The organism is Frankia sp. CcI49 (assembly GCF_001983215.1).
In the GTDB taxonomy this organism is placed as follows: domain Bacteria; phylum Actinomycetota; class Actinomycetes; order Frankiales; family Frankiaceae; genus Parafrankia; species Parafrankia irregularis.
Window position 1 is genome coordinate 95,638 of sequence record NZ_MOWP01000036.1, and the last position, 26,876, is coordinate 122,513.

Here is a 26,876-nt window from a genome sequence, read left to right on the forward strand (position 1 = left end):
GGAGGAGCGAAGAGATGACCGACATCGCGTTACAGCGCGCAGCGATCGACGCCGAGATCGAAGGCCTGACCCTCGTCGGGGTCCTCGAACGCACGGTGCGCGAGCGCGGCACCGAGCCCGCCTACTCCGACCGGCGCCTCGCCGACGGGGCGGATGACGGCCGCGGCTGGCGGACCGTCACCTGGGCCGAGCTGGTCGACCGTGCCCGTGAGCTGGCCGCCGGCTTCCTGGACGCGGGCCTCGCACCCGGCGAGGCGGTGGCCATCATGGCCTCCAACCGGATCGAGCACGTCGTGGCGGACATCGCCACCGTGCTCGCCGGCGGCATCCCCGTGTCGGTCTACAACACGCTCTCGCCCGAACAGGTCGGCTACGTCGCCGGGCATGTCGAGCCGCGGATCGTCGTGCTCGAGACCGCCGACCACGCCGCTCGCTGGTCCGCGGTGCTCGCGGAGAAGTCCACGGTGAGCCAGGTCATCGCGTTCGGCACCGCCTTCGACGCGCTGACCGCGAGCGCCGACGCCGACGCCGACGCCGCTGCCGCTGCCGCTGCCGCCGGGTCCGTGGCGGTGGCGGTGGCCGCCGACGTGCGGGTCGTCACCTGGGACCAGGCGGCGGCCGACGGCGCGAGGGCGCTGGCACACCGCGACGCGGAGCTGGCGATCCGAGGCGAGGCCATCAAGCCGGACGACCCGATCACGATCCTCTACACGTCGGGTACGACGGGCCGGCCCAAGGGCGTCGTCCTCACCCATCGCAACATCTGGTTCGAGGCGGCCGTCTCGGCCCGCAAGGCGCACCTGGACGGGCCGGGCATCTCGGTGTCCTACCTGCCTTTCGCACACATCGCCGAGCGGATCCTCGGCCTGTACATCCCGCAGCTACAGGGCGGCCACGTCCACCTCATCGACGATCCGGCGGCGCTCGCCCCCGCGCTCGCCGAGATCCGTCCCACCCGTTTCTTCGGGGTTCCGCGGGTCTGGGAGAAGATCCGCGCGGGGATCGGGGCGAAGCTCGCGGCCGAGCCGAACGCGGCGAAGCGCGAGGCCGTCGCGCAGGCCCTCGCCATCGGGCAGGCCTATGTCGAGTCCACGCAGACGGGCCGGACGACGCCGCCGGAGCTGCGGGCGCGGTTCGAGGCGGTCGACGGGCCGATCCTGCGGCCGCTGCGTGCCGCCCTCGGCCTCGACCGGATCGAGTGGGCGTCCAGCGCCGCCGCGCCGATGCCGGTGGAGATCGCCCGGTTCCTGGCCGGCCTGGGCCTGAGCGTCTACGACGTGTACGGCATGACCGAGACGACCGCCTCGGCGACGGCCGGCGGCCCGGACGCGTTCCGGCTCGGCACTGTCGGCACCGCCCAGGACGGCATCGAGGTACGCATCGCCGACGACGGCGAGATCCTGGTACGCGGGCCGATCACGACACCCGGCTACCACCGGGAGCCCACGGCGACCGCCGAGCTGATCGACCCCGACGGCTGGGTGCACACCGGGGACGTGGGCGAGCTCGACGAGGACGGCTTCCTGCGGGTGGTCGACCGCAAGAAGGACATCATCATCACCTCGTCGGGCAAGAACATCGCCCCGTCGAACATCGAGAACGCGCTCAAGGAGAGCCCGCTGATCGGGCAGGCGCTGGTGATCGGTGAAGGCCGCCCGTACCTCGTGGCGATCCTGACCCTCGACGGCGAGACGGCGCCGATCATCGCGCGGCGGCTCGGCGTCGAGGGCACGACGGTGGCCGAGCTCGCGGTCGACCCGGCGATCCTGGACGCGGTCGCCGCGGTCGTCGCGGCGACGAACGCGCGGCTGTCACGGCCCGAGCAGATCAAGGCCTACGAGCTGCTCACCGAGGAGTGGACCATCGGCGGCGAGCAGCTCACACCCACGCTGAAGCTGAAGCGCAAGGTCGTGATCAGCCGATACGAGGACGTCATCGCCGACCTCTACCAGAGAGGGCGCATGGCATGACCGATCCTTCCCAGACCGACCCGGCGGAGCAGACCGACCAGCCGGAGCAGACCGACCTCGCTGCGCAGACCGACCTTGCCGCGCAGACTGATCTGGTCCGGCGCTGGACGGCGCTGCGGGAGTCCGCCGGGCCGATCGAGCCCACCGAGCTGGACGACCTGTGGGCCGCGCTCGCCCCTGTCGACGCGGGCGACATCCTGGGCCAGTGGCGCGGCTTCGCCTTCCCCACCGGGCATCGGATGGGCCGGCTGCTGGTCCGCAGCCGCTGGTACGGCAAGCGGTTCGTCGCCCTGGACGACGCGGTGCCGCTGCTGTGCGTCGGCCCGGACGGCGAGCTGTTCTCCGACGTCGAGTCCGGCAAGGGCCTGGCAAGCCTGTGGAACGTGGAGTTCCGCGGCGAGGTGACAGCGACGATGGTCTACGACGGAATGGCCGTTCTCGACCATTTCAAGAAGGTCGACGACCGTACCCTGATGGGCATCATGAACGGCAGGCCAGGCCTGGTGCTGGACAACGGCCGGCATTTCTATTTCGGGTTGGAACGGGACTGAGTCGTCCGCGGCCCGGACCACGAGACGACATCGCTGAACGGAGAATTCGATGAGTGGCGTCTACGCGACCCGTCGCCCCCTGTACGAGGACGAGCACGAGGAGTTCCGCTCCACTGTCCGTGCTTTTGTCGACAAGTACGCCAGGCCGAACGCCGAGCGCTGGCAGGCGGAGGGCAAGGTCGACCGCTGGCTGTTCCAGGAGGCCGGGAACGCGGGCGTCCTCGGGTTCAACATCCCGGAGGAGTACGGCGGCGGCGGGACAAAGGACTTCCGCTTCAACGCGATCGTCGCCGAGGAGCTCGGCCGCAACCCGGTCTCCGACGGCATGGCCGGTGTCGGCCTGTCCAACGACATCGTCATCCCGTACTTCATCGACCTGACCAACGACGAGCAGAAGGCCCGCTGGCTGCCCGGCATCGCGAAGGGCGACCTGATCGTCGCCGTCGCCATGACCGAGCCGGGCACCGGCAGCGACCTCGCCGGCATCCGCACCAGCGCGGTGCGCGACGGCGACCACTACATCGTCAACGGCAGCAAGACGTTCATCTCGAACGGGCAGAACGCGGACCTGGTCGTCACGGCGGTGCGTACCAGCGAGGACCCGCACAAGGGCCTGAGCCTGATGGTCATCGAGGCGGACAGCCCCGGCTTCGGGCGGGGCCGCAACCTGGAGAAGATCGGCCTGCACGCGCAGGACACCAGCGAGCTGTTCTTCAGCGACGTGCGGGTGCCGGTGGAGAACCTGCTCGGCGCCCAGGGCAGCGGTTTCCTCGGGCTGATGAGGAACCTGCCGCAGGAACGCCTCTCGATCGCGGCCGGCGCCATCGCGGCGACCGAGGGCGTGCTCGAGCGCACGCTGTCCTACGTCACCGACCGCAAGGCGTTCGGCCAGCCCATCGGCACCTTCCAGAACACCCGGTTCCAGCTCGCGGAGATGGTGACCGCGGCCCGGGTCAGCCRCATCTACATCGACGACATGATCACCCGGCACACGGCCGGCGAGGTGACCGCGGTGGAGGCCGCCGCCGCGAAGTTCTGGACCACCGAGCAGCTCGTCGACATCGTCGGGCGCTGCCTGCAGCTGCACGGCGGCTACGGCTACATGCTCGAGTACCGCATCGCGCAGGACTACCTCGACTCGCGCATCACCACCATCTACGGCGGCACGACGGAGATCATGAAGGAGATCGTCGGCCGCGACCTCGGTCTGTGACGCGAAAAGACCTGCTGAGAAAGGAAACCTCGTGTCCGAGGCGTTCATCTACGATGCCGTGCGCACCCCCCGCGGAAAGAACCGCGGCGGGGCGCTGCACGGCACCAAGCCGGTCGACCTCGTGGTGGGCCTGATCCAGGCGCTGCTTGAGCGCAACCCCGGCCTGGACCCCACCCAGATCGACGACATCGTCCTCGGCGTCGTCTCCCCGGTCGGCGAGCAGGGCGGCGACATCGCCCGCACCGCGGCGCTCGTCGCGGGGCTGCCCGACGTCGTCGCCGGTGTGCAGGTCAACCGCTTCTGCGCGTCCGGCCTGGAGGCGGTCAACCTGGCGGCGCAGAAGGTCGGCTCCGGCTTCGAGAGCCTGGTGCTCGCCGGCGGCGTCGAGTCGATGTCGCGGGTGCCGCTGGGCTCCGACGGCGGTGCCTACGTGCAGGACCCCACCACGGCGTACGACTCGTACTTCGTCCCGCAGGGTGTCAGCGCCGACCTGATCGCGACCCTGGAGGGCTTCACCCGCGAGGACGTCGACGCGTTCGCCGTCCGCTCCCAGGAACGCGCCGACACCGCCTGGCGTGAGGGGCGTTTCGCCCGGTCGATCGTCCCCGTCACCGACCTCAACGGCGTGCTCCTGCTCGACACCGACGAGCACCGCCGGGCCGGCACGACGGTCGAGAGCCTCGGGAAGCTCAAGCCGTCCTTCGCCGTCCTCGGCGACCAGGCCGGTTTCGACGCGGTCGCGCTGCAGAAGTACCACCAGCTCGAGCGGATCGAGCATGTGCACCACGCGGGCAACAGCTCCGGCATCGTCGACGGCGCGTCGCTGGTCGTCATCGGCGACGCGGCGGTCGGTGAGCGCCTGGGCCTGACCCCGCGCGCCCGCATCGTCGCGACGGCCGTCGTCGGCTCCGAGCCGACGATCATGCTCACCGGGCCGACCCCGGCGACCGAGAAGGTGCTCGCGAAGGCCGGCCTCACCGTCGACGACATCGACCTGTTCGAGCTCAACGAGGCGTTCGCCGCCGTCGTCCTGAAGTGGCAGCGGGACCTCAAGATCCCGGCCGAGAAGGTCAACGTCAACGGCGGCGCCATCGCGCTCGGCCATCCCCTCGGCGCGACCGGCGCCATGATCCTCGGCACCGTGCTCGACGAGCTCGAACGCACCGGCGGTCGCCGGGGCCTGGCGACGCTGTGCGTCGGCGCGGGCATGGGCATCGCCACCGTCATCGAGCGCGTCCCAGCGCGTCCCAGCACGGATCAGCGGGTCTAGGAGAGACACAGATGGTCAGCTCAGGCATCAGGTACAGCCATGGCGCGGACGGCATCGTGACCCTGACGATGGACGATCCCGACGCGCCGGTGAACACCATGAACGACAACTTCATGCTCGGGCTGCGTGAGGCGGTCGACCGCCTCGAGTCCACCCGCGAGGACGTCGTCGGCGTGCTCCTCACCTCGGCGAAGAAGAGCTTCTTCGCGGGCGGTGACCTCAACCGGCTGCGCGCGGGCTCCGCCGAGCAGGCCGCCGAGGAGACCGACTACATCAACAGCATGAAGGCCGACATGCGCCGGCTGGAGAAGCTCGGCAGGCCGGTCGTCGCGCTCATCGGCGGCGCCGCGCTCGGCGGCGGGCTCGAGGTCGCGCTCTGCGCCCACCACCGGATCGCCGCGGACGTCCCCGCCACCCTGATCGGCCTGCCCGAGGTCTCCCTCGGGCTGCTCCCCGGCGGCGGCGGGATCTCCCGCACCGTGCGGATGATGGGCCTGCTCAAGGCGCTGCAGAACGTGATCCTGCCGGCCACGAAGTTCGGCCCGATCGCGGCCGCCGAGGTCGGGCTCGTCGACGAGGTCGTCGCCGACCCGTCGGAGCTGGAGCCCCGCGCCCGTGCCTGGATCGCGGCGAACCCGGCGCCGGTCAAGCCGTGGGACGTCAAGGGCTTCACCCTGCCCGGCGGCGACGTCCGCAGCCCGCAGGTCGCGACGACGCTGCAGACGCTGGCCTCCCTGCTGCGCAAGCAGTCGCGGGGAGCGCCGGCCCCGGCGCCGCGGGCGGCGCTGGCGGCGGCGGTCGAGGGCGCCTACGTCGACTTCGACACCTCCTCCCTCATCGAGACGCGCTACCTGGTCCACCTCACCACCGGTCAGATCGCCAAGAACATGATCAAGGCGTTCTTCTTCGACCTGCAGCACATCAACTCCGGGGGCAGCCGGCCCGCGGGTCACCCGAAGTACACGACCCGCAAGGTCGGCGTCGTCGGCGCCGGCATGATGGGCGCCGGCATCGCGTACGTGAGCGCCAAGGCCGGCATCGAGGTCGTCCTCAAGGACGTCACCGTGGACGCGGCCGAGAAGGGCAAGGACTACGCCCGCGGCCTGGAGGCCAAGGCACTCGCCCGCGGGCGGACCAGCCAGGAGAAGTCGGACGCGCTGCTGGCAAGGATCACGACCACCGACAGCCCGGCCGACTTCGCCGGCGTCGACCTCGTCATCGAGGCGGTCTTCGAGTCGATGCCGCTCAAGCAGGAGGTGTTCCGCGAGATCCAGGAGATCGTGGAGCCCGACGCGGTCCTCGGCTCGAACACCTCCACCCTGCCGATCACCCTCATCGCCGGCGGGGTCAAGCGCGAGAACGCGTTCATCGGCATCCACTTCTTCAGCCCCGTCGACAAGATGCCGCTCGTCGAGATCGTCCGCGGTGAGCAGACCAGCGACGAGACGCTCGCCCGGGTCTTCGACTACGTGCGGCAGATCCGCAAGACGCCCATCGTCGTCAACGACTCCCGCGGCTTCTTCACCTCCCGGGTGATCGGGAAGTTCATCGCCGAGGCCATCGCCGCCGTCGGCGAGGGCGTCGACCCGGCGAGCGTCGAGCAGGCGGCCACCCAGGCCGGCTACCCGGTCGGCGCGCTGCAGCTGCAGGACGAGCTGACCCTCACCCTCACCCAGAAGATCCGCATCGAGACCCGCGAGGCCCAGGAGGCCGCGGGCCGCGCCTGGGACCTGCACCCCTCCGAGCCGGTCATCGACTGGATGGTCGAGCAGGGGCGGGCCGGGCGCCGCCAGGGCTCCGGCTGGTACGACTACGACGACTCCGGCCGGCGCCTGGGCATCTGGGCCGGCGTGCGCCAGCAGTTCGGCTCCGGCCGGACCGTCCTGCCGTTGAAGGACCTGCAGGAGCGGATGCTGTTCGCCGAGGCGCTCGACACGATCGACTGCCTCGACAACGGCGTGCTCACCAGCGTCCCCGACGCCAACATCGGCTCCCTCTACGGCATCGGGTTCCCCGCCTGGACCGGCGGAGTGCTGCAGTACGTCAACCAGTACGACGGCGGGCTCGCCGGCTTCGTCGCCCGGGCCCGTGAGCTCGCCGCCGCCTACGGCGACCGTTTCCTGCCGCCGGCGTCGCTGGTCGAGCGGGCCGAGCGCGGGGACGAGTACCGGTGACCGCGGTGCCCGCACCGGTGAAGGCGATGCCGCTGCCGGTGCCCGGAACGCCGGAGTCGGTGGCCCCGACGCCCCGGCTGCGCACCCGCATCACGGAGATGCTCTGCATCGAGCATCCCGTGGTGCAGGGCGGGATGATGTGGGTCGGCCGGGCCGAGCTCGCCGCGGCGGTCTCCGAGGCCGGTGGCCTCGGCATCGTCACCGCGCTCACCCAGCCGACGCCGGCCGATCTCGCCGCCGAGATCGCGCGGACCCGCAGGCTCACCGACAAGCCGTTCGGCGTCAACCTGACGATCCTGCCGTCGATCAACCCGCCGCCCTACGACGAGTACCGGCGCGCGATCGTCGACTCCGGCGTCACGATCGTCGAGACGGCGGGGTCCAGCCCCGAGCCGCACATGGACTTCTTCCACGAGCACGGCGTCCGGGTGATCCACAAGTGCACCAGCGTGCGGCACGCGGTGAAGGCCGAGCGGGTCGGTGTCGCCGCGGTGTCGATCGACGGCTTCGAATGCGCCGGTCACCCGGGCGAGGACGACATCCCCGGCCTCATCCTGGTGCCGGCCGCCGCCGACGCGCTGACCATCCCGTTCCTCGCCTCCGGCGGATTCGCCGACGGGCGGGGGCTCGCCGCCGCGCTGGCCCTCGGCGCCGACGGCATCAACATGGGCACCAGGTTCATGTGCAGCGAGGAGTCGCCGATCGCCGAGGCGGTCAAGCGCCGCATCGTCGAGGCGACCGAGCTCGACACCGAGCTGATCTTCCGCTCGCTGCGCAACACCGCGCGGGTCGCCCGCAACTCGGTCAGCGTCGAGGTCGTGCGGATCCTCGCCGACGGCGGGACGTTCCCGGATGTCCAGGGGCTCGTCGCGGGCTCCCGTGGCCGCCGGGTGTTCGACGACGGGGACCTGGAGGCCGGCATCTGGACCGCCGGCCTCGTCCAGGGCCTCATCCACGACGTGCCGCCGGCGGGGGAGATCGTCACCCGCATCGTCCGTGAGGCGTATGAGGCCCTCCACGCGAACCTGGCGAAGTTCCGCGCCTGACCGGCCCGTCACCGGCTGCCCGCGAACCGCGGGGCTCCGCGGGGATCCGCCACCCGCGGAGCCCCGCACCCTCGGGACTCCGCCATCCGCGCGGCACCGTGGAGCGCAGCCGGGACGGACGGATCGGCGGGCGCCCATCCAGCGCGGACGGGCGCTCATCCAGCACAGAGACGGGCGCTCACCCAGCGCAGAAGGGAACCTGCCGATGCGAGCGGCGGTGCTTCGCGAAGCGGGCCGGCTGGCGATCGAGGATCTCGACGTCCCCGAGCCCGGGCCGGGCGAGGTCCGGGTCCAGGTCCGGGCCACCGGGGTCTGCCACACCGACCTCACGGTCGTCGAGGGGAAGATGCCCGTCCCGCGGCCGGTCGTGCTCGGCCACGAGGGCGCCGGGGTGGTCGACGCCGTCGGCGCGGGCGTCGCCGACCTCAGCGTCGGTGACCACGTCGTCCTGACGATCACGCCCGGGTGCGGGGTGTGCCGGCAGTGCCAGCTCGGCGCGCTCGGCCTGTGCGAGGTCGCCGCCCCGCACATGATCGACGGTCGGCTGTCGTACGGCCAGCAACGGCTCACCAAGGGTGCCGAGCGGATCAACCACTTCGCGCTGCAGTCGTCGTTCGCCGAGTACGCGGTCGTCGACCGGCGGGCCGCGGTGAAGGTTCCCGACGACGTGCCGTTCGACATCGCCTGCCTCACCGCCTGCGGCGTCTCCACCGGCTTCGGCGCGGCGGTGGTCCGGGCCGGCGTCGAGGCCGGCGAGACGGTGCTGGTCATCGGCGCCGGCGGCGTCGGCCTGGCCACCGTGCTCGGCGCGGTCACCGCCGGCGCCGGCCGGGTGATCGTGGCCGACCGCAGCGCGGCGGCCTGCCAGCTCGCCGAGGCCCTCGGCGCCACGGACAGCATCGTGGTGGACGAGGACACCAACCTGGTCTCCCGGGTCCGCGCGCTGACCCGCGCCGGCGGTGGCGTCGGCAGTGGTGGCGTCGACGTCGCGATCGACGCCGTGGGCACCGGGGGCACCGCCGCGACCGCGTTCAACGCGCTTCGCCGGGGCGGGCGGGCGGTGGTCGTCGGCGTCGCGGACCCCCGGGCGACGGTGTCCGTCCCGCTGTATCACCTGATCGACCAGCGGGTGCTCACCGGAAGCACGAACGGAAGCATCCGCCCGCAGGTCGACATCCCGCGGATCCTCGACCTCTACCGAGCTGGCCGGCTACCCCTCGACCGCCTCGTCACCCGCCGCTACCCGCTGGAGGACATCGGCCAGGCGATGGCCGAGCTCGGCGTCAAACCTGGCCGAGCTGTGATCACCTTCTGAACGGCGCCCTGAAAAGTGGAAGGCCGGCCCTGCACGGATGCGCCATCTTGGGCCAGGCGTGAAGCCCTCGAATAGCCGGGACCACCGGCCTTCCACCCCGCCGACCAGGAGAACACCGTTCCGGACGTGGACCGGATGCCCACCCGTGCGACATCGGGGCGCCCAGCCACGGTCGCACCCAGACCGATCAACAAAACTCCGCATCGACAAGGGCTGGAGTTTAACCCGCGATCATACTCGGCCGGAACACGAAAGATCTGGGCTGGCCTCCGCGTATATCACCCCCAGGTGGTGAAAAGGTGGACGATGAACCAGGCAAAGAACCCAGCCAGCGCCAGCCGGCGGACCTGCCAACCCTTCGGCTTCCCCCGCAGGGCGAACCATGCACGGATATGTTCGGACAGGGTGTCGCCGTCAGTCTTGTTGAACACGGCCGGCAGCTCGATCGCGAGGAACATGACACCCCAGAGCAGCCAGGCCGTAGTCCAGCCGTCCATCGACCCTCCAAGGTAACAGAGTGAGCCAGAACTAGCACATTCCGGGTGCGGAAAACCATCCTAGTCGACCAGGTCGAGCTGACTGATGAGATTCCATCTCGTGGCTGCTCAAGTTCGTCGTGCGACACAGCTGCTGCGTCTTTCATCATCTATCGGCTCGCGCTCGGCTCCGTGCTGCTCTTCCTGCTCGCCACCGGTCTGATCTCGCCGACCTGATCCCGAGCGGGGTTTCGACGGCGGGATCCCGTCGGCGGGGCCGACCGGCGGGGGCGCGGAACTCGGCGGCGGGCTCCGGGCTCAGTGAAGGGGCTCAGAGCTCAGTGACGGGGCTCAGCCGGCGGCGGCCGCGGACTGCTGTGCTCGCACCGCGGCACGCAGAGCCGGAACGGCCGGGCCCGCGACCATCTCCACAGCGGCCAGGCGGTGCCGCAGCTCGCGGCGTACCCGCCGGCCGCGCAGCGCGCCGATCTGGCCGGCGGCGAGCAGTGCGGCCAGGCTCGCCGGGGCCGGATCGGCAGTGTGACCGGCACCGGCACCGGCGGCGCGGCCGGGGCTGCGGCTACGGCTACGGCCCGGGGTGCCGCGGAGGGCTTCGTCTACCGCCTGTTGGAGGCGGAGCACCATCACCCGGTCGCGCACCGTCACACCCGTCGTCGGAATGATTCCAAGGATTCGGCGGTGCTCCAGCCTGATCCAGCCGCCGTCCGAGAGGTGCTGCCGCACGATCCGGTCGGTGCCGCGAGGCCGCCGACCCACCCAGTATCGCCAGGACCGTTCGCGGCCGGACGCCGCGATCTCCGTGATCAGCCTCGCCCGCAGCGGGTCGGTGAACGAGGCGCCCACGCTGCTCGGTGGCCTTCCTGGGCGGGCCGAGGCAGGCCGCGGGCTCCGTCCGCGCAGGCCCCGTCCGCGTCGGGCTGCGCTGCGCCGAGCCGGGCTGTGCCGGGCTGTGTCGTGTGCGGCGGAGGTGCCGCCGGAGGGGGTGACGAGCAGGACCCGGCCGTTGTCGTCGGCGATCACCCCTTGGTGCAGCAGGTCGGTGAGGGCGGCCGCACGCAGGGAGAGGCCCAGGTAGGGCGACCTGTGCATACGGTCGTGCTCCAGGTCGTAGGCGAGTAGGAACAGCTGGGCAGGCAGGGACGACGGCGGTTCCACGGATCTCTTCCTCCTTAGTCGTGTCCGGCGGGGGGCTCGCGGTCGGTGATTTGGCACCTTTCGCTGGATATTCCGGCGTCGCCGAGTGTCGCGTTCGCAGCACTGGAGGGCCCTGTACCGTCTCCAGGCGATGTGGAAGTTTCGCAGACCCTTGTTGTCAAGAGGTCACAGGGACGCATTTGGTCGCCGATGCGGATAGGCACGGTGCGTGGCAAAGAAAGCCACCGTTGTCGCCGAAGCGGCTGTCGACGTGCTGAAATGCCTGGTGAGGGGAGGGAAGCCCGAATGGTGAGCCGGCCGGTGCCCCGTCTCACACCGTCGATGTCCGCCGGGTGGGATCCGGGTGGGATGTGGAACTGGTGGCGATCGGAGGTGAGCGGGTCGGTGGAGTCTGGGTAGGTGGTCTGGCCCGGCGGTCGCCGTGTCGGCTGATCCGCCCGGCAGTGGTGAGGCCCTGCTTTCAGACATCACCGTCATCGTTCTCAGCCGGACGGGCGCCCGCAGGTGTGCAGCGGAGGAGTGTGAAAGCGGACGGGCTCGTGTGGACGGGCGTGCGCCGGCTAGGTGTGATCCGGCGGTTCCTGCTCCGCCGCTCGGTCGTGCTCCGCATCCTGGTTGCTTTCTGCCGCCCGGTCGCCGGCTTCGGGATGGGTGGCGGGCGCGCGTGGAGGGCGACCGCGGCGGGGGAGGGCGCTGACGTCCCGCGGTAGCCGGCCTCGGTCGGCGAGCGCCGTGCGGAGCAGGTGTTCGATCTGGGCGTTGGTGCTGCGCAGCTCGTCCGACGCCCAGCGTGCCAGCGCGTCATRCACGGCGGGGTCGAGCCGCAGCAGGATCTTCTTTCGTTCAGCCACGGGCTCTCACTGGCTTTCGTCGCTCAGGTGTACAGCGATCCGGCGTTGATGACCGGCTGGGTCGACTGTTCGCTGCACAGCACGACGAGCAGGTTGCTGACCATGGTCGCCTTGCGTTCGTCATCCAGGTCGATGATGTTCTCCTGGTCGAGGCGGGTCAGCGCGGCCTCGACCATGCCCACCGCGCCCTCGACGATGCGTGACCGGGCCGCCACGACCGCGCCGGCCTGCTGGCGGCGCAGCATCGCCTGGGCGATCTCCGGTGCGTAGGCCAGGCGGGTGATGCGTGACTCGATGACCTGGACTCCGGCGGAGGCGACGCGGGCCGCGATCTCGTCCGAGAGTTTCGCGGTGATCTCCTCGGCGTTGTCGCGTAGCGACATGATCTCGGGTGCGGCGTCGTAGGGGTAGCTGGTCGCGATGTGCCGGACGGCGGTCTCGGACTGGATGGCGACGAACTCGACGAAGTCGTCCACCTCGAAGACGGCCTGAGCGGTGTCCTCCACCTGCCAGACGACCACGGCGGAGATCTCGATCGGGTTGCCGTCGGCGTCGTTGACCTTCGCGACACCGCTCTCGTGGTTGCGGATCCGGGTGGAGACCTTGTGCCGGGTGGTGAACGGGTTCACCCAGCGCAGGCCGGTGGTGCGGATCGTTCCGGTGTACCGCCCGAACAGTGCGACGACACGCGCCTCACCCGGTGCCACTGCGGTGAGGCCGCACAGGGCGACGATCGAGGCGATGAGGCCCAGCAGGCCGACGACGATGAGCACCACCGCCGGTGCGGGGTGTCCACTGGCGGCGACAACGATGCCGACAACGGCGGCTCCTAGGCAGATCAGCGATCCCGCCAGGCTCAGTAGCAGGGCAAACAGCCCGGAGACGTCGTGAGCGGGATGTTCACGGACGTTCGGTTCGGGCATGTCGACAACGTGATCGGTCCCGCTTGGTGGTGTCTCGGTGGTCATCTTCGCCTCCAGGCGTGGCTGGTCGAACGTTGTGGGGACGCGCCCGTAGCGCGCCGGCCCTACCGGACGCGCTTTCTCGTCTGTCCGGGTGGCCGCGGGCCGGGGCGTGGTCCTGTGATTCGCCCTGTGATCTGCCTTGTGGCCCGTCTCATGAACCACACTGATATCAAAGTGATATCACTTTAACTCGCTGCATTGGACGTCGTCCACCAGGCGGAGGGTGGACGGAGGTGACGGATGGCGGACAGGCGGCTGAAGATCGACCGGGTACGCAAGCGCTACGGGGAAGTCGCCGCCCGCGCGGCCTCGGTCAGCTGGCGCTGTCGGACGCTGGGAAGATGAGCCGTGTCCTGGCGTTGGTCCCCCCGCGTGGCGGCTTGCATCGGCCTGATCGCCTCCGTGTTCACCGTGGCCGGCTGCGCGCTGGGCGGTGCCTCACCGGCCCACCGGACCGCGGGCCCGTCTTCTGGCACCACCCCCAGCACCACTCCCGGAGCCACCGCCACGCCGGCCGGTTTCGATGTCCGGGCGGAGAACAGCCGACCCGGCGCCGACTGCGGGCTGATCCAGCTGGGCCCGCAGCACGCCGTAGAAGGCTGGACCGACCGCGTCAGCATCACGCCGGGTGAACCGGTGCGGCTGTTCGCCTCGACGACGGCGCCCTCGCTGACGATCTCGGTGTTCCGCATCGGCTGGTACGGCGGCCGAACGTGTCGGCTGATCACGACGACCGACCCGATCCCCGGCGTCCGGCAGGCCGATCCGACCCATGCCGCCGGGGTGAACACGATCTCCGCGGCGGCGTGGCAGCCCACCGCGACCTTCAGCACCGGTTCCTGGCCGCCCGGGAACTACCTGTTCCGCCTGGACGCCGCGGACGGCAACCACCGATACGTGCCGCTGACCGTGCGCGGGCCGGGCGCGGCCGGTCGGGTCGTCATCCTCAACGCGGTCACCACCTGGCAGGCGTACAACGCCTGGGGTGGCTACAGCCTGTACCACGGTCCGCGCGGCTTCGCCGACCGGGCTCGGGTGGTGTCGTTCGACCGGCCCTATGACTACGGCGACGGCGCGGCCGACTTCACCGGCAACGAGATGCCGCTGGTCGCCCTCGCCGAACGGCTGAACCTGCCGGTGGACTATGCAACCGACGTCGACCTGCACAACGATCCACACCTGCTCGACGGCGCCCGCGCGGTGATCTCCCTGGGCCACGACGAGTACTACTCGCCGGCCATGCGTGCCGCGCTGACCACGGCCCGCGACCGCGGTACGAACCTGGCCTTCCTGGGTGCGAACGCCGTGTACCGGCGGATCCGGCTCGACCCGTCGCCGGTCGGCCCCGACCGGCTGGAGACCGCGTACAAGGTGGCCCAGGAGGATCCCGTCTACGGTCGCGACGACGCGCAGATCACCGCCAACTGGCCGTCACCGCCGCGCGCCGATCCGGAGAGCTCGCTGACCGGCGGGATGTACCAGTGCAACCCCGTCCACGGCGACATGGTCATCGTCCGGCCGCAGTCGTGGCTGCTGGCCGGGACGGGCCTGACGGCCGGGGCCCGGCTGCCCGGTCTGATCGGCTCCGAATACGACCGCGTCAACCTCGCCTATCCCACCCCGCGGCCGATCGAGGTGATCGCCCACTCTCCGATCACCTGCCGCGGCGCGCAGGACTACTCCGACGTCTCGTACTACTCCGCGGCGTCCGGGGCGGCTGTGTTCGACAGCGGAACCAGCGCCTGGGTGTGCGCCCTGGCCGACGTCTGCGGGCCGGGCGCACACGGGCCGGCCATCCAGGTCCCGATCACCCAGATCACCACGAACCTGCTGACCGCCTTCGCCGCCGGTCCGGCCGGCCGCACCCACCCGGCCACGGATTCGATACCCGCCGACGACCGTGCGGCCACCGCCCCGGGCGAGACGAACTGAGCGCGGTGAGCGGACCTCGGCGGAACGGGTAGCGGGGGCCGTCGTGTACGTGGCAGGCCGGCCACCGCTACCCGGCGGCGAGGGCGACCGGCGCACGCCATCTGGACGGCGTCGGCTCACGCCACCTGGGCGGCGTCGGCGCACCGCCGGGAACACCCCGTCCACACGGTCGGCCACCGCCCTGCTGATCGCCGCGCCCAACGTGCTCTTCCTCGGCCTGACCAGCCTGACCACGGATATCGCGAGCGAGATGGTCGCGTCCGTGCTGCCGCTGTACCTGACCATGCGGCTCGGATTCAGCGCCCTGCGGTTCGGCGCCACCGACGGGCTGCTGCAGATCGTCGCCGCGGCCACCGCGCTGGTCGGGGCGCTGTTCGCCGACCGGTGGCGGCGCTACCGGGAGACCGCCGGTGGCGGATACGCGCTGTCGGCCGCGTCCCGACTCGGGCTGCTGGCCGCACCCGGCTGGCTACCGGTACTGACCTTGCTGGGCGCCGACCGGGTCGGCAAGGGCATCCGGACCGGGCCCCGGGACGCGATCATCTCCCTGTCCGCGCCGCCAGGGCGGCTCGCCGAGGCGTTCGGTCTGCACCGGGCCATGGACACCGGGGGCGCGCTGGCCGGCCCACTGCTGGCCCTGGTGCTGCTGCAGGCCGCACCCGGCTCTTATCCGACGGTGTTCGCGGCGGGTTTCCTGATCGCCATCATCGGGTTGGCCGTGCTCGCCCTCTTCGTCGAAAACCCCCCGCCCCCGCCGCCGGTTCCGATCCTGTTCCCGCCTCCGGGGTCGATCCCGGAGGCGGGGCTCGTCCCGGCCCAGGACGGGCGCGCAGCCGCCTCGGTCCCGGCACCCGCGTCGCCGCCGCGCCGATGGTGGACTCCGGTGACGGTGCTGTGGGCGCAACGACCGCTGCGCCGGTTGCTGGCGGCGACCCTGCTGCTGAGCCTGCCCGCCGTCGGCGACTCGATGCTGTTCCTGACCCTGCGGCACGAGGCGGGCCTGTCGTCGGGGTTGTTCCCCTCCCTGTTCGTCGTCGAGTCGGTGTGCTTTCTCGGGTTCGCCGTGCCGTTCGGGCGGCTCGCCGACCGGGTCGGCGCCGGCCGGGTTCTGCTCGGCGGTCAGGCGGTGCTCGCCGGCTGCTTCGCCGTGCTGGCTGGCCAGCACGGCGGCCCGCTGCCGGTGCTCGCCCTGCCTGTGCTTCTCGGGTTGTACTTCGCCGCCACCGACGGGGTGCTGGCCTCGCTGGCCAGCCGGCTCGTCCCCGGCCCGGCCCGTACCACCGGGCTCGCCCTGGTCGGCCTGGTGCTGGCCGTCGGGCGCGCGGTCGCCACGATCGGTTTCGGCGCGGTCTGGACCCGATCCGGGCCGGCCGGCGCCGTCACCGCCGGGCTGCTGGCGACGCTGGTGAGCGCGCTGTTCGCGGCGATGCTGCTGCGCCCGTTCCTTTCCGGTAGCGCGCTCCTCGACGCCGGCCCGGCCACCCCCGTCGTCGGCCCGGCCGCCCCCGTCGTCCGTGAGATCACTGCGGCCCCCGCTGTCACTGTTGTCACCGCGGGCCTTGCCGTCACCGCGGGCACCGCCGTCACCGCTGCCATATCGACCGGATCTGCCACGTCGACCGGATCGCGACGCCGACCTGTCCGTGGCCGGATTGTGATCTTCTCCGTCGTCGTGCTGGTCTGCCTGACCGCTGCGGTGGGCGTGACGGTGCGGGCAGCCCGGCTGGAGGGCGCCGCGGCACGGACGGCGGTGAGCCGATCCGCGCGGGCCGGCGGGCATCGCGACACCCCGACCGTTCCGCTGACGGCGGCGTTGCTGTCCGGGCGGCACCTGCTCGTCCTCGACGCGGCCGAAGGGCCGGACTTCGGCCGGCTCGAAGCGGTCGACCCGAGCCGGCCCGCCGGTCCGCGGGCACCGGCCGCACTGGTCTGCGACCGGGTGGACGAACGGGCGGGCCGCGGCATCTGCCTGACCTACGACCGCGTGCACACACAGGGCGGCATCACGGTCTTCGACGAGAACCTGGCCGCGCTGTCCCGGCTGCCCGCCGAGGGGCTGCCCAGCCGGGCCCGGGTCGCCCCGGACGGACGGCTTGGCGCGGCCACCACCTTCGTGGCCGGCGACGCCTACAACACCGACAGCTACTCCACCAGGACCGTGCTCGTCGACCTGAGCCGCGGCCGCGTCGTCGCCGACCTGGAGCAGTTCGCCGTGTACCGGGACGGGCACCGGTTCCACGCCGCCGACGGGAACTTCTGGGGCGTCACCTTCGCCGCCGATTCGGACACGTTCTACGCGACGATGGGCACCGCAGACCACTACTACCTGATTCGCGGCCATGTCCGCGGCCGGCGGGCGGAGATCCTGCGGGACGGGGTGGAATGTCCGTCGCTGTCCCCGGACGGCACCCGCGTCGCCTACAAGTCCCGGAACCGCCACGGGTTCGACCCGGCGACGTGGCGCCTGCACGTTCTCGATCTCTCGACCGGGGCGGACCACCCGCTCGCCGAGACCCGCGACGTCGACGACCAGGTGGCCTGGCTCGACGGCGACCATGTGAGCTACGCGGTGGCGGCGGGCGGCACGGGTCCGGCGCTGGCCGACACCTGGACCGTCCCGGCGGACGGCACCGGCACACCCCGCCTACTGGTCCCGGCTGCCCAGTCGGTCGTCATGGTCGCCGCGACCACGACCATCCCCACCGGCTCTGTTCCCCCCTCGGCCGGCGGCCGGCCCTGACCGCTGGTCAGGCTTGTCGCGCCACTCACCAGCGGCGTCGCGCGCCCCAGCGGCGTCGCTCGCCGCCTGATCGGTGAGCTCCCGAGGGGTACGCGCGCCGGGGTCCGCCTCGTCGGGCGAGGAACACGCCTCGCCCGACAGGAGCCGGTTGACCTGGCCCGCCAACCGCCGTGCGCGTTGCTCGCCCGCACGGCGGTCGCCCTTGTCAGCTTTCGCTTCGTCGTCCGTTGCCATTTCTTCCCTGCTCGTTACCGCTCCATCAGCTTCCGGCTGATGTACTCGTCGAGGAACTTCGCGCGCTTCGCCGAGATCTGGTCGCTGGACTGTTTGGTCGTGACCGCTTCCTGCAGCCTCGGTGTGCCGGCATCGAGATTCGACTGGCGCTGGATCTCGGCGTACTCGCGGCGGGTGTTGGCGTCGATCGCCTCGCGGATGCTCCGGCCGTCCCGGGTGAACTTCCCGAGATCTCGGAGCTCCAGCTTCGGGCCGAAGAACGTGTGCTGGTACCAGTGGTCGTCCTCGGGGTTGTGCCAGCTCAGATAGCCGCCCTCGCGTACCTGGCGCGGCTCGGTGATCGCGCCGGTGAAGCTGTACTGGACGCCGCTGGCCGCGACCGGGTCGAAGTATCTCGGCGTGTAGAAGTCCGACACCACGATGTCGTTCACGGTGTAGGACCACCGAATGTCCTCGGACGGATCAGCGATCTCGACCAGGAACTGGACCCGGCCCTGGCTGGCCACCGGCGACTGGCCCGCGACGAGGCGGTTCCCGAAGGGGTCCGCGAGCATCTCCAGCACCTCGTGGCTGGCGGTCAGCGACCAACTGCTGCCGACCTCGACCAGTGAGAACGGCTGGCCGTCCTCGTCAAGGTGAACGCCGGCGGCCCCGCGTACGTCCTCCACCAGCAGCACCGGCCAGTAGCCCAGTGGGACATCGGAGAGCTTGGCGAAGGCGTCTACGGTTGCCGAAACACCCCAGATCGGGGCGAAGTCGCGCGTCACCTGCTTCTGCAGCGCCGCCGTGACCTCCATCACCTGGTGATGCCTCAGGTTGTCGAACTCGACGTTCTCCCCGCTCTCGCCGTCCGGGTCGTAAGGCACAAGCGCAATCTCACGTACCAGCATGAAACCTCCCGAAAGACTGACTGGACGATGCTCCGGCCGGGTCGTCTCAGGCTCCGCGCGCCAGGCATCACGGCGGCGCGCCCGACATCACGGCAGCACGCCGGACATCGCGGCGCTGGAAGCATTCCGCAGCGGGAGAGCCTGTGCCCTCACCGTCTTCGCCGCACCAGTTCGCTGCCCGCCCCGGTACCGATAAATCGCGGGCCCGGCCCATTCCGCACCAGCTCGACGGAAACGGCTGCGCATCCGGGCGGATCCGCGGCCGAGATCGGAATCTCTATGATCCGGGGGGTCAGCGCCGAGAAGCCACCACCGCGAACGGAGCGAGCTGATGAGCCGTCACGTCCAGGTCACGTTCGACGCGCACGATCCGCGGGCGTTGTCGATCTTCTGGCGCGAGGTGCTGGGCTACGTGCACCCGGGCCCGCCGGGGGCCGACCTGCCGGCGGGCGCGGATCCGCTGGCCGCGTGGGACGAGTTCCTCGCGCGGATCGGCGTACCTCCGGAGCAGCGCAACTCCCGGTCGGCCATCGAGGACCCGGCCGGGCACGGCCCGCGGCTGTTCTTCCAGCGGGTGCCGGAGGACAAGGTCGCCAAGAACCGTGTGCACCTCGACGTCCGGGCCGCTCCCGGGCTGTCGGGCGAGGAGCGGATGGCGGCGCTGGAGGCCGAGTGTGATCGGTTGGTTGTGCTGGGTGCGACGCGGGTGCGTCGCCACGAGCCGGCACCTCCGATGGAGAACGGCTTCATCGTGATGGCGGATCCCGAAGGCAACGAGTTCTGCCTGGACTGACAGGCGTTCGGAGGGAGCCCGCCCGAACGCGATGCGCGGTTCCACTGGACGAGCCGGCGCTACGCTCCTAATCTTCACTAATCAGATGAACAAAGTGGCGTTGCATGCCTTGTCATTCGTGGTGATCGAAGGGGCGGTGGCCCGTTGTCCTCACCTGGAGCTGTTCCACTTTCCGTGCTGGACCTTGCGCCGGTCACGGYCGGGTCGTCCGCGGCCGACGCGCTGCGCAACACGATCGACCTGGCCCGCCGGGCCGAGAGCTTCGGCTACAGCCGGTACTGGCTCGCCGAGCACCATCTGACCCCGGGGGTCGCCTCCGCCGCGCCGGCGGTGCTGATCGGGCTGGTGGCCTCCGCGACGGAACGGATCAGGGTCGGCTCGGGAGCGGTGCAGACCGGTCACCACACCGCGGTCGTCATCGCCGAGGAGTTCGGCACGCTCGCCCACCTGCTCCCCGACCGGATCGACCTCGGTCTCGGCCGGTCCAGCGTCGGGCGACTGCTCGAGCGGGCTGGGCAGGCACCCGCACCCCCCGCATCCCCGGCACCCGTTGCAGCCGTGGCACCCGCACCGGAACCGGCACGGGCGTCGTCGTCGGCGTCGTCCTCGCGGGTGGTCGGCGGCCTGCTGGTCCCGGCGCAGCCGGCGCTCAGCTTCGACCTGCAGCGGCTCGGCCGGCTGCTTCGGCTCGTCGGCTTCCGGGACGATCCCGACGACGACTACGCCGGGCTCGTCCGCGACATCCAGGCGCTGTTCGCCGGAACGCTGCGGGCCGAGGACGGCACCGAACTGTCCGCGCCCGCCGCGCAGGGGGCGGACGCCCAGATCTGGATCCTGGCGTCGACCGCGGGCGAGAGCGCCCGGACGGCGGGGGAGCTCGGGCTGCCGCTGGCGGCGAACTACCACATCACCCCGGCGGGGGTGCTCGACACGATCGACGCGTACCGGGCGTCGTTCCGCCCGGGCGTGCTCACGCGGCCCCGGGTGATGGTCTCCGCGGATGTCGTCGTGGCCCCCGACGACGAGACCGCACGGCACCTCGCCAGCGGCTACGGGCCGTGGGTGGCGAGCATCCGGGCGGGCGGGGGAGCGATCCCGTACCCGAGCCCACCGGAGGCGGCGCAGGCCGCGGCGGCCCTGAGTGACGAGCAGCGTGCGCTGATCGCGGACCGCACGGACACCCAGTTCGTCGGCTCGCCGCAGACCGTGGTGCGCGGCCTGCAGGTGCTGCGGGACGTCACCGGAGCCGACGAGCTGCTCATCACCACCATCACCCACTCCCACGCCGACCGGGTGCGCTCCTACCAGCTGCTCGCCGACGCCTGGAACAACCAGTGACCGCGCCTGGGACGACGCCGCGTCCGGAGGCGGAGCCGACCGAACAGCCGACCGAACAGCCGACCGAACAGCTGGTGGAACAGCGGGAGCCGGTACCCGGCGGGCGCGGGCTGGGCCTGGCCGTGGCGCTGGACGGCTGCGGATGGCATCCCGCGGCCTGGCGTGAGGCCGAGGCCCGGCCGGGGGAGCTGTTCTCCGGCCGCTACTGGACGGACCTCGTCCAGGAGGCCGAGCACGGCCGGCTCGACTTCGTGACGATCGAGGACACCCTCGCGCTGCAGTCGTCCCGGTTCGACGGGCCGGACGAGCGCGTCGACGAGGTGCGGGGCCGGCTCGACGCGGTTCTCGTCGCGGCGCGGGTCGCCCCGCGCACCCGCGGGATCGGCATCGTGCCGACGGCGGTGGTCACCCACACCGAGCCGTTCCACCTCTCGAAGGCCATCGCCACCCTCGACCATGTCAGCTCCGGGCGGGCCGGGGTTCGGGTACGGGTCGCCGGGTCACCGGCCGACGCCGCCCATTTCGGCCGGCGTGACGTCCCCGCCCCGCCGGCTTCCCCGGGGGCGTGGCCGGCGGAGTTCGTCGCCGACCTGTTCGACGAGGCCGGCGACTACGTGGAGGTGGTGCGCCGGCTGTGGGACAGCTGGGAGGACGACGCGGAGATCCGCGACGTGGCCACCGGCCGGTTCATCGACCGGGAGAAGCTGCACTACATCGACTTCGCCGGCCGCTGGTTCAGCGTGCGCGGCCCGTCGATCGTCCCGCGACCGCCGCAGGGGCAGCCGCTGGTCACCGCGCTGGCGCATGCGGACCTGCCGTACCGGTTCGCCGCCCGGTCGGCCGACCTCGTCCATGTGACCCCGCGCGACGCCGCGGACGCCGCACGGATCGTCGCCGAGGTGCGGGCCGCCTGGCAGGCCGCCGGGCGCCCGGCCGCCGACGTCAGGGTGTTCGCCGATCTCGTGGTGTTCCTCGACGACGCCCCCGGCCAGGCCGTGGCGCGCCGGGAGCGCCTCGACGAGCGTTCCGGCCGGGGGCGGCCCTACCGTTCGGACGCGCGGATCTTCGTCGGYTCGCCGGCGGGCCTGGCCGACCTCATCGAGCAGTGGAGCGCCCTCGGTATCGACGGTTTCCAGCTGCGCCCGGCGGTGCTGCCCACCGACCTCGTCACGATCACCCGTGGGCTGGCTCCGGAGCTGCGCCGCCGCGGCCTGTTCCGGGCCGAGTACGGCGCCGGCACGCTGCGCGGGACGCTGGGCCTGGGCCTGCCGGCCAACCGCTACGCGGAGGCGGCCACGTGACGGGCCACGTGAGCGCCCAGCCGAGCGGTCCAGCGCGCGGCCAGCCCAGGCAGGTCCATCTCGCGGCGCACTTCCCGGGGGTCAACAACACCACCGTCTGGTCCGATCCCAGATCGGGCAGTCATATCGACTTCGCGTCGTTCGTCCACTTCGCGCGCACCGCGGAGCGTGCCCGGTTCGACTTCCTCTTCCTCGCCGAGGGCCTGCGGCTGCGCGAGCAGCGGGGACGGATCCACGACCTCGACGTGGTCGGGCGCCCCGACACCTTCACCGTGCTGGCCGCCCTGGCCGCGGCGACCGACCGGCTGGGGCTGGCCGGCACGATCAACTCGACGTTCAACGAGCCGTTCGAGGTCGCCCGCCAGTTCGCGAGCCTCGACCATCTCTCGGACGGCCGAGCCGCGTGGAACGTGGTGACGTCCTGGGACGCGTTCACCGGGGAGAACTTCCGCCGCGGCGGGTTCCTGCCCCAGGCACAGCGCTACGAACGTGCCGAGACGTTCCTGCGGACGGCCCTGGAGCTGTTCGACTCCTGGGCGCCCGGCGACATCCTGGCGGACAAGGAGTCGGGTGTCTTCCTGCGGGATCCCGCCGCGGGCTCGTTCAGGCACACCGACGCCCACTTCGACATCCGCGGGCGTTTCACCGTGCCCCGCTCGCCGCAGGGCCGGCCGGTGATCTTCCAGGCGGGTGACTCGGACGCGGGCCGGGAGTTCGCCGCCTCGTCCGCGGACGCCATCTTCAGCCGGCACGGCGAGTTCCACGCCGGGCGGGCGTTCTACGCGGACGTCAAACGCCGCCTCGCCCGGTACGGCCGGGCGCCGCAGGACCTGCTCGTGCTCCCGGCGGCGACGTTCGTCCTCGGGGACACCGACGCGCAGGCCCGGGAGCGGGCGGCGGAGGTCCGCCGCCAGCAGGTCAGCGGTGCCACCGCCATCCTGTTGCTCGAGCAGCTGTGGAACCGGGACCTGAGCGGCCACGACCCGGACGGGCCGCTGCCCACCGAGGACCCGCTGCCCGGGGAGCACACGATCGCCCAGGGGCGGGCCAGCGTGCGGATGTTCGACGACCGGCTGGCCACCGCCCGGCGGTGGCGGGAGCTGGCCGAGCAGCACAAGCTCACCACCCGGGAGGTCATCATCGAGGTGACCGCACGGCAGACCTTCGTCGGCAGCCCGGCGACGGTCGCCGAGACGATCAACCGCTTCGTGCAGGAGCAGGCGGCGGACGGGTTCATCCTCGCCCCGCACATCACCCCAGCCGGCCTGGACGAGTTCGCCGACACGGTCGTYCCGCTGCTGCAGGAGCGCGGCGTGTTCCGGGCCGACTACGAGGGCACCACCCTGCGCGAACACCTGGGTGTCGGCGGTCGGCCGGTGCCTGCTCGGCAGTGAGCCGTCACCGCGGGCCGGCGAGCTGGAAGGACGCGCCCCGGCCGCGGTGACCCGGCGTGAAACCATCCCGCCCTACCACCCTGAAAAGCGCCGGAGAATGGTAATAGGGTGGCTTGATCGAATGATTGCAGGGCGCTATTAGGTCGGTTCTGGTTGGTGCGCCGAGCTACCGTTGACACGGCTTTCAACCATTCCGTGGAACCGAGTAAGAAATCCGCCGGCAATTTCGTGGTCGACGTGGCGGTGTGGTCTGGCCGGATCTGGTCAGGCCGGGTGGATGGCAGGCGATTTCCGTATCGGAACGGGAGGCCACTCATCGCCTTCTCGGGACAATGCTCCATCCGCGGGCCGGTGGAACCTTTCAGTGCTGCGTGATTCCAGAGGGCCAGGGATTGGAGGGCGTTGGATGTCCGGCATGCCCGTTGGTGACGGCAGCTGGCGGGAGGGCGATCTGAACTGTATGCAGATCGACTGGCTGCTCACCCAGCCGCAGTACCCGACGAGCCTCAGCCACGAGTACAACACGATCATCGGTGTGCCCGCCGACGGCGCCTCGATCTCGTCGGCGCTCGACGCGGTGCGTGCGTTCGTCTGCCGTCACGAGGCGCTGCGCACCGTGTTCGACGCAGTCGGAGCGGCGGCCTCCCGGCAGCGGGTCGCCCCGCCTCCGCGCGAGATCGGAGCGATCGAGCACATCGTGCGGACCGCCAGGCCCGGAAAGATGGCCCAGGAATGCCAGGAGGCGCTGCGGACTCCATTCCAGGTGTCCCGTGAGTGGCCGATCCGAGTCGTCCTGGAGACCGCTGCCTCCTCCTCGTCGGTCCGTGAGCTGGCTGTGATATGCGACCACAGCGCCGTCGACATGTGGGGCATGGTGGTGACTCGGGACGACATCACCCGCCTGCTGGGCGGAAATGCCGCCCCCGGCGGAGCATTTCGTCGCCCGGATCCCGCCGGGCCGGTGACGCAACCGCTYGACGTCACGGAATGGGAGCGTTCCCCGGCAGGCCGGCGGCATGCTGAGAATGCCCTGGTGTACTGGCTGGAACGGTTCGCGGAACTGGCCGAGTTCGCTGTGCCGGCGGATCCGGCCACGGTGCGGCCGGCGGGAGGCACCCCGGGGGACCTGCCCCACCACACGCTCACGTTGAGTTCGTCGGACCTCAACCGGGCCGCCACCACGGCGTCGCGGGTGCTGGGAGCGAGCCCCGCGACGATCTTCCTGGCCGTCTTCGGGATGGCGCTCTGCGAGCTCTTCGACGCGCCCGCCATCGGTGTTCTCAACCTCTACGCGAACAGGAACTCGGACGCGGATCTCCGCTCGGTGAGCAAGATGTTCATGAAGGCCCCGATCGTGATCCGCCGGCCGGCCGACGGGTACGGCCCAGCCGAGATCATGGCGTCGTGCCAGCGGCAGACCCAGGCGGGCCGGCGGTTCGCGCGCGTCGACCGCCGAAGGGTCAACAAGCTTCGCGACGCCCTCATCCCGGACGCCGGTTCGCCGGCGGTCGCCCGAGCGACCTTCAACTACATTCCGACCGGGCTCGGCCGCGGTGCCAGCGGTCTGGCCCCGGACGGCGCGGACGAGACCATCCACACCGAGCCCGTGCGCCGCCTCGCGGCCGCGCTCATGCTGATGGTCGTCCACGACACCGACTGCGTTCACCTGCGCCTGACCTGGCGGGACGACCTCATGGAGCCGCAGCGCGCCGAGTGGCTGCTGCGTTCGACGCAGGCTCGGATCGTCGAGCTCGCCTGCGGGAGCCGATGACCATGGACGCCGTCGGGGGTGAACGGGACGCAGGCCGTCTCGCGGCCGGAGCCGGAGCCATCGACCTGGCCTCGCCGGGGCCGTGTTCCACGACCGACCCGCATCCGTTCTACGCGGCGCTGCGGGCGGAGCGGGCCGTCCAGAAGGTGACGCTCGCGGGCGGCGTCGAGGCATGGCTCGTCCTGCGATACACCGAGGCGGTCGTCGCCCTCACCGACCCCCGGCTGCGCAAGGACTGGTCGGCCGCCGCACCGGACCTGCGGCAGGCGAAGATGGGGGACGGCCGCAGACGGACGGCGCGGCTGGGGCGGCACATGCTGAACTCCGACCCGCCGGATCACGGCCGCCTGCGGGGGGTGGTCTCCGGCGCCTTCGGTCCCCGGCGGCTGGGTGCGCTGCGGCCACGGATCCAGGAGATCGCCGACGAGCTGATCGACGGAATGCCGATGCGCGGCGAGGCGGATCTCATGGAGAGCCTGGCCTTTCCGCTCCCGATCACCGTCATCTGCGAGCTGCTGGGCGTCCCTCCTGAGCACGGCACCGATCTGCACCGCTGGTCCGCGGTGATTCTGGGCTCCGACAGCGATTCGGAGGAGACCCGCTGCGCGGTGGGCGAGATGCGCGGCTATCTGGCACGTCTGGTGGCGGAACGCCGCCGCCGGCCGACGCCGGATCTGCTCGGCGACCTCGTCCGCGCGGCGGATGCGGGCCGCCTCTCCGAGGACGAGCTCCAGGGGACCGTCTTCCTGCTTGTCTCCGCCGGTCACGAGACCACGGCGAGCCTGATCGGCAATTCCGTCCTCGCGCTGCTCCGGCATCCCGGACAGCTCGCGGCGCTGCGTGCGGACTGGTCTCTCCTCGACGACGCCGTTGAGGAGGTGCTCCGGTACGACGGACCGCTGGAGGCCACGACCTGGCGGTTCACCACCGAGGACGTGGAGCTGGGTGGAACCGCCGTTCCCGGTGGCGGCAGCCTGGTCCTCGTCGCGCTCGCGTCGTGCGACCGGGACGAGCGCCGCTTCCCGGATCCCGCGGCCTTCGACATCGGCAGAGMGCGCGGCCGCCATCTGGCCTTCGGCCACGGGATCCACTACTGTCTCGGCGCCCCGCTGGCGCGCATGGAGGCCCAGATCGCGATCCGGACGCTTTTCGAGAAGCGGCCAGGCCTGATGCTCGCCCTCGACCCCCGGGAACTTGCCCGGCGGCCGGGGGTTCTCCTCGGTGGTGTCGAGCGGCTCCCGGTGCGCTTCTCACCGCCTTAGGGCAGGGCGGGCGCCCAGGTGGCGGGGGCACTCTGGTGCTGTCCTGCCGGTGCCTGGCCTGGATGGCGGAGCCAGCGCAGGGGGCCGCTCGCTGGTCGGACGCCGGCATCCGTTCCTTTCCCCCCGGCCAGCCGCGCCGGAGGGGGCCGCGCCCCGGCGAGTGGATCCGACGTGCCGCGCGAGCCCATCGGTCCGATCGCGCACCGTGGTGGTC

Annotated in this window: 20 protein-coding genes; 15 read left to right on the forward strand and 5 right to left on the reverse strand. The window is 71.5% G+C overall.

What is annotated here, in order from left to right:
* Positions 1-14: 14 nt before the first annotated feature.
* From CcI49_RS31715 to CcI49_RS44275, 7 genes are all read left to right on the forward strand, one after another.
* Complete coding sequence (locus CcI49_RS31715) at positions 15-1,970, forward strand: AMP-binding protein (RefSeq protein ID WP_054571210.1); 1,956 nt, start codon at positions 15-17, stop codon at positions 1,968-1,970.
* On the forward strand, positions 1,967-2,521 hold the full coding sequence (locus CcI49_RS31720; protein ID WP_198955698.1) for a DUF4334 domain-containing protein: 555 nt from the start codon (positions 1,967-1,969) through the stop codon (positions 2,519-2,521). The genes CcI49_RS31715 and CcI49_RS31720 overlap by 4 nt, the downstream gene beginning before the upstream one ends.
* A 49-nt stretch (positions 2,522-2,570) precedes the next feature.
* Complete coding sequence (locus CcI49_RS31725) at positions 2,571-3,734, forward strand: acyl-CoA dehydrogenase family protein (protein ID WP_076832792.1); 1,164 nt, start codon at positions 2,571-2,573, stop codon at positions 3,732-3,734.
* Positions 3,735-3,765: 31 nt separating this feature from the next.
* A complete protein-coding gene (locus CcI49_RS31730; protein ID WP_076832795.1) occupies positions 3,766-5,004 on the forward strand; it encodes an acetyl-CoA C-acetyltransferase in 1,239 nt (412 codons plus the stop codon).
* An 11-nt stretch (positions 5,005-5,015) separates the two neighbouring features.
* On the forward strand, positions 5,016-7,178 hold the full coding sequence (locus tag CcI49_RS31735) for a 3-hydroxyacyl-CoA dehydrogenase NAD-binding domain-containing protein (protein ID WP_076832799.1): 2,163 nt from the start codon (positions 5,016-5,018) through the stop codon (positions 7,176-7,178).
* Positions 7,179-7,204: 26 nt separating this feature from the next.
* Entirely contained in the window at positions 7,205-8,224 is a 1,020-nt protein-coding gene (locus tag CcI49_RS31740) for a nitronate monooxygenase (RefSeq protein ID WP_054571251.1), read from the forward strand.
* A gap of 205 nt (positions 8,225-8,429) precedes the next feature.
* On the forward strand, positions 8,430-9,539 hold the full coding sequence (locus CcI49_RS44275) for an alcohol dehydrogenase catalytic domain-containing protein (protein ID WP_076832802.1): 1,110 nt from the start codon (positions 8,430-8,432) through the stop codon (positions 9,537-9,539).
* A 278-nt stretch (positions 9,540-9,817) separates the two neighbouring features.
* Here the strand turns inward: CcI49_RS44275 and CcI49_RS31750 are convergent, their stop codons facing one another.
* From CcI49_RS31750 to CcI49_RS31765, 4 genes are all read right to left on the reverse strand, one after another.
* Complete coding sequence (locus CcI49_RS31750) at positions 9,818-10,036, reverse strand: hypothetical protein (RefSeq protein WP_076832805.1); 219 nt, start codon at positions 10,034-10,036, stop codon at positions 9,818-9,820.
* A 330-nt stretch (positions 10,037-10,366) separates the two neighbouring features.
* Entirely contained in the window at positions 10,367-11,191 is an 825-nt protein-coding gene (locus CcI49_RS31755) for a GPP34 family phosphoprotein (RefSeq protein WP_076832808.1), read from the reverse strand.
* A 560-nt stretch (positions 11,192-11,751) separates the two neighbouring features.
* Positions 11,752-12,042: a hypothetical protein gene (locus CcI49_RS31760; RefSeq protein WP_076832811.1), complete on the reverse strand. Its 291-nt coding sequence runs from the start codon at positions 12,040-12,042 to the stop codon at positions 11,752-11,754.
* 23 nt (positions 12,043-12,065) lie between these two features.
* Entirely contained in the window at positions 12,066-13,010 is a 945-nt protein-coding gene (locus CcI49_RS31765) for an SPFH domain-containing protein (RefSeq protein WP_076832816.1), read from the reverse strand.
* A 369-nt stretch (positions 13,011-13,379) separates the two neighbouring features.
* Here CcI49_RS31765 and CcI49_RS31770 point away from each other — a divergent pair, with 369 nt between their 5' ends.
* Together CcI49_RS31770 and CcI49_RS31775 are read left to right on the forward strand one after the other, a co-directional pair.
* On the forward strand, positions 13,380-14,939 hold the full coding sequence (locus tag CcI49_RS31770; protein ID WP_083749842.1) for a N,N-dimethylformamidase beta subunit family domain-containing protein: 1,560 nt from the start codon (positions 13,380-13,382) through the stop codon (positions 14,937-14,939).
* A 43-nt stretch (positions 14,940-14,982) separates the two neighbouring features.
* Complete coding sequence (locus tag CcI49_RS31775) at positions 14,983-17,679, forward strand: MFS transporter (RefSeq protein ID WP_131831260.1); 2,697 nt, start codon at positions 14,983-14,985, stop codon at positions 17,677-17,679.
* Between the two features lie 248 nt (positions 17,680-17,927).
* On the opposite strand, the gene CcI49_RS31780 is transcribed toward CcI49_RS31775, so the two are convergent.
* Positions 17,928-18,803, reverse strand: coding sequence for a hypothetical protein (locus CcI49_RS31780; RefSeq protein WP_054571218.1), 876 nt, complete (start codon positions 18,801-18,803; stop codon positions 17,928-17,930).
* Between the two features lie 331 nt (positions 18,804-19,134).
* On the opposite strand from CcI49_RS31780, the gene CcI49_RS31785 reads away from it, so the two are divergent.
* The 6 genes from CcI49_RS31785 (at position 19,135) to CcI49_RS31810 (ending at position 26,662) form a co-directional block, all read left to right on the forward strand.
* Positions 19,135-19,596, forward strand: coding sequence for a VOC family protein (locus CcI49_RS31785; protein ID WP_054571219.1), 462 nt, complete (start codon positions 19,135-19,137; stop codon positions 19,594-19,596).
* A 174-nt stretch (positions 19,597-19,770) separates the two neighbouring features.
* A complete protein-coding gene (locus tag CcI49_RS31790; RefSeq protein WP_076832847.1) occupies positions 19,771-20,934 on the forward strand; it encodes an LLM class flavin-dependent oxidoreductase in 1,164 nt (387 codons plus the stop codon).
* Positions 20,931-22,235, forward strand: coding sequence for an LLM class flavin-dependent oxidoreductase (locus tag CcI49_RS31795; RefSeq protein ID WP_076832850.1), 1,305 nt, complete (start codon positions 20,931-20,933; stop codon positions 22,233-22,235). Before CcI49_RS31790 ends, CcI49_RS31795 begins: the two co-directional genes overlap by 4 nt.
* Positions 22,232-23,629 carry an NtaA/DmoA family FMN-dependent monooxygenase gene (locus CcI49_RS31800; protein ID WP_241840358.1) on the forward strand — a complete coding sequence of 466 codons (1,398 nt, stop codon included), beginning with the start codon at positions 22,232-22,234 and terminating at the stop codon, positions 23,627-23,629. The genes CcI49_RS31795 and CcI49_RS31800 overlap by 4 nt, the downstream gene beginning before the upstream one ends.
* A 415-nt stretch (positions 23,630-24,044) precedes the next feature.
* Positions 24,045-25,400, forward strand: a complete 1,356-nt coding sequence (locus CcI49_RS31805; RefSeq protein WP_054571221.1) for a condensation domain-containing protein — start codon at positions 24,045-24,047, stop codon at positions 25,398-25,400.
* Positions 25,397-26,662 carry a cytochrome P450 gene (locus tag CcI49_RS31810; RefSeq protein ID WP_198955699.1) on the forward strand — a complete coding sequence of 422 codons (1,266 nt, stop codon included), beginning with the start codon at positions 25,397-25,399 and terminating at the stop codon, positions 26,660-26,662. Before CcI49_RS31805 ends, CcI49_RS31810 begins: the two co-directional genes overlap by 4 nt.
* The last annotated feature ends 214 nt before the right edge of the window (positions 26,663-26,876 follow it).

Coding starts and splice junctions, on each gene's coding strand:
- CcI49_RS31715 (WP_054571210.1), top strand. CDS start 15: ATGACCGACATCGCGTTACAGCGCGCAGCGATCGACGCCGAGATCGAA.
- CcI49_RS31720 (WP_198955698.1), top strand. CDS start 1,967: ATGACCGATCCTTCCCAGACCGACCCGGCGGAGCAGACCGACCAGCCG.
- CcI49_RS31735 (WP_076832799.1), top strand. CDS start 5,016: ATGGTCAGCTCAGGCATCAGGTACAGCCATGGCGCGGACGGCATCGTG.
- CcI49_RS31740 (WP_054571251.1), top strand. CDS start 7,205: ATGCCGCTGCCGGTGCCCGGAACGCCGGAGTCGGTGGCCCCGACGCCC.
- CcI49_RS44275 (WP_076832802.1), top strand. CDS start 8,430: ATGCGAGCGGCGGTGCTTCGCGAAGCGGGCCGGCTGGCGATCGAGGAT.
- CcI49_RS31750 (WP_076832805.1), bottom strand. CDS start 10,036: ATGGACGGCTGGACTACGGCCTGGCTGCTCTGGGGTGTCATGTTCCTC.
- CcI49_RS31765 (WP_076832816.1), bottom strand. CDS start 13,010: ATGACCACCGAGACACCACCAAGCGGGACCGATCACGTTGTCGACATG.
- CcI49_RS31780 (WP_054571218.1), bottom strand. CDS start 18,803: ATGCTGGTACGTGAGATTGCGCTTGTGCCTTACGACCCGGACGGCGAG.
- CcI49_RS31785 (WP_054571219.1), top strand. CDS start 19,135: ATGAGCCGTCACGTCCAGGTCACGTTCGACGCGCACGATCCGCGGGCG.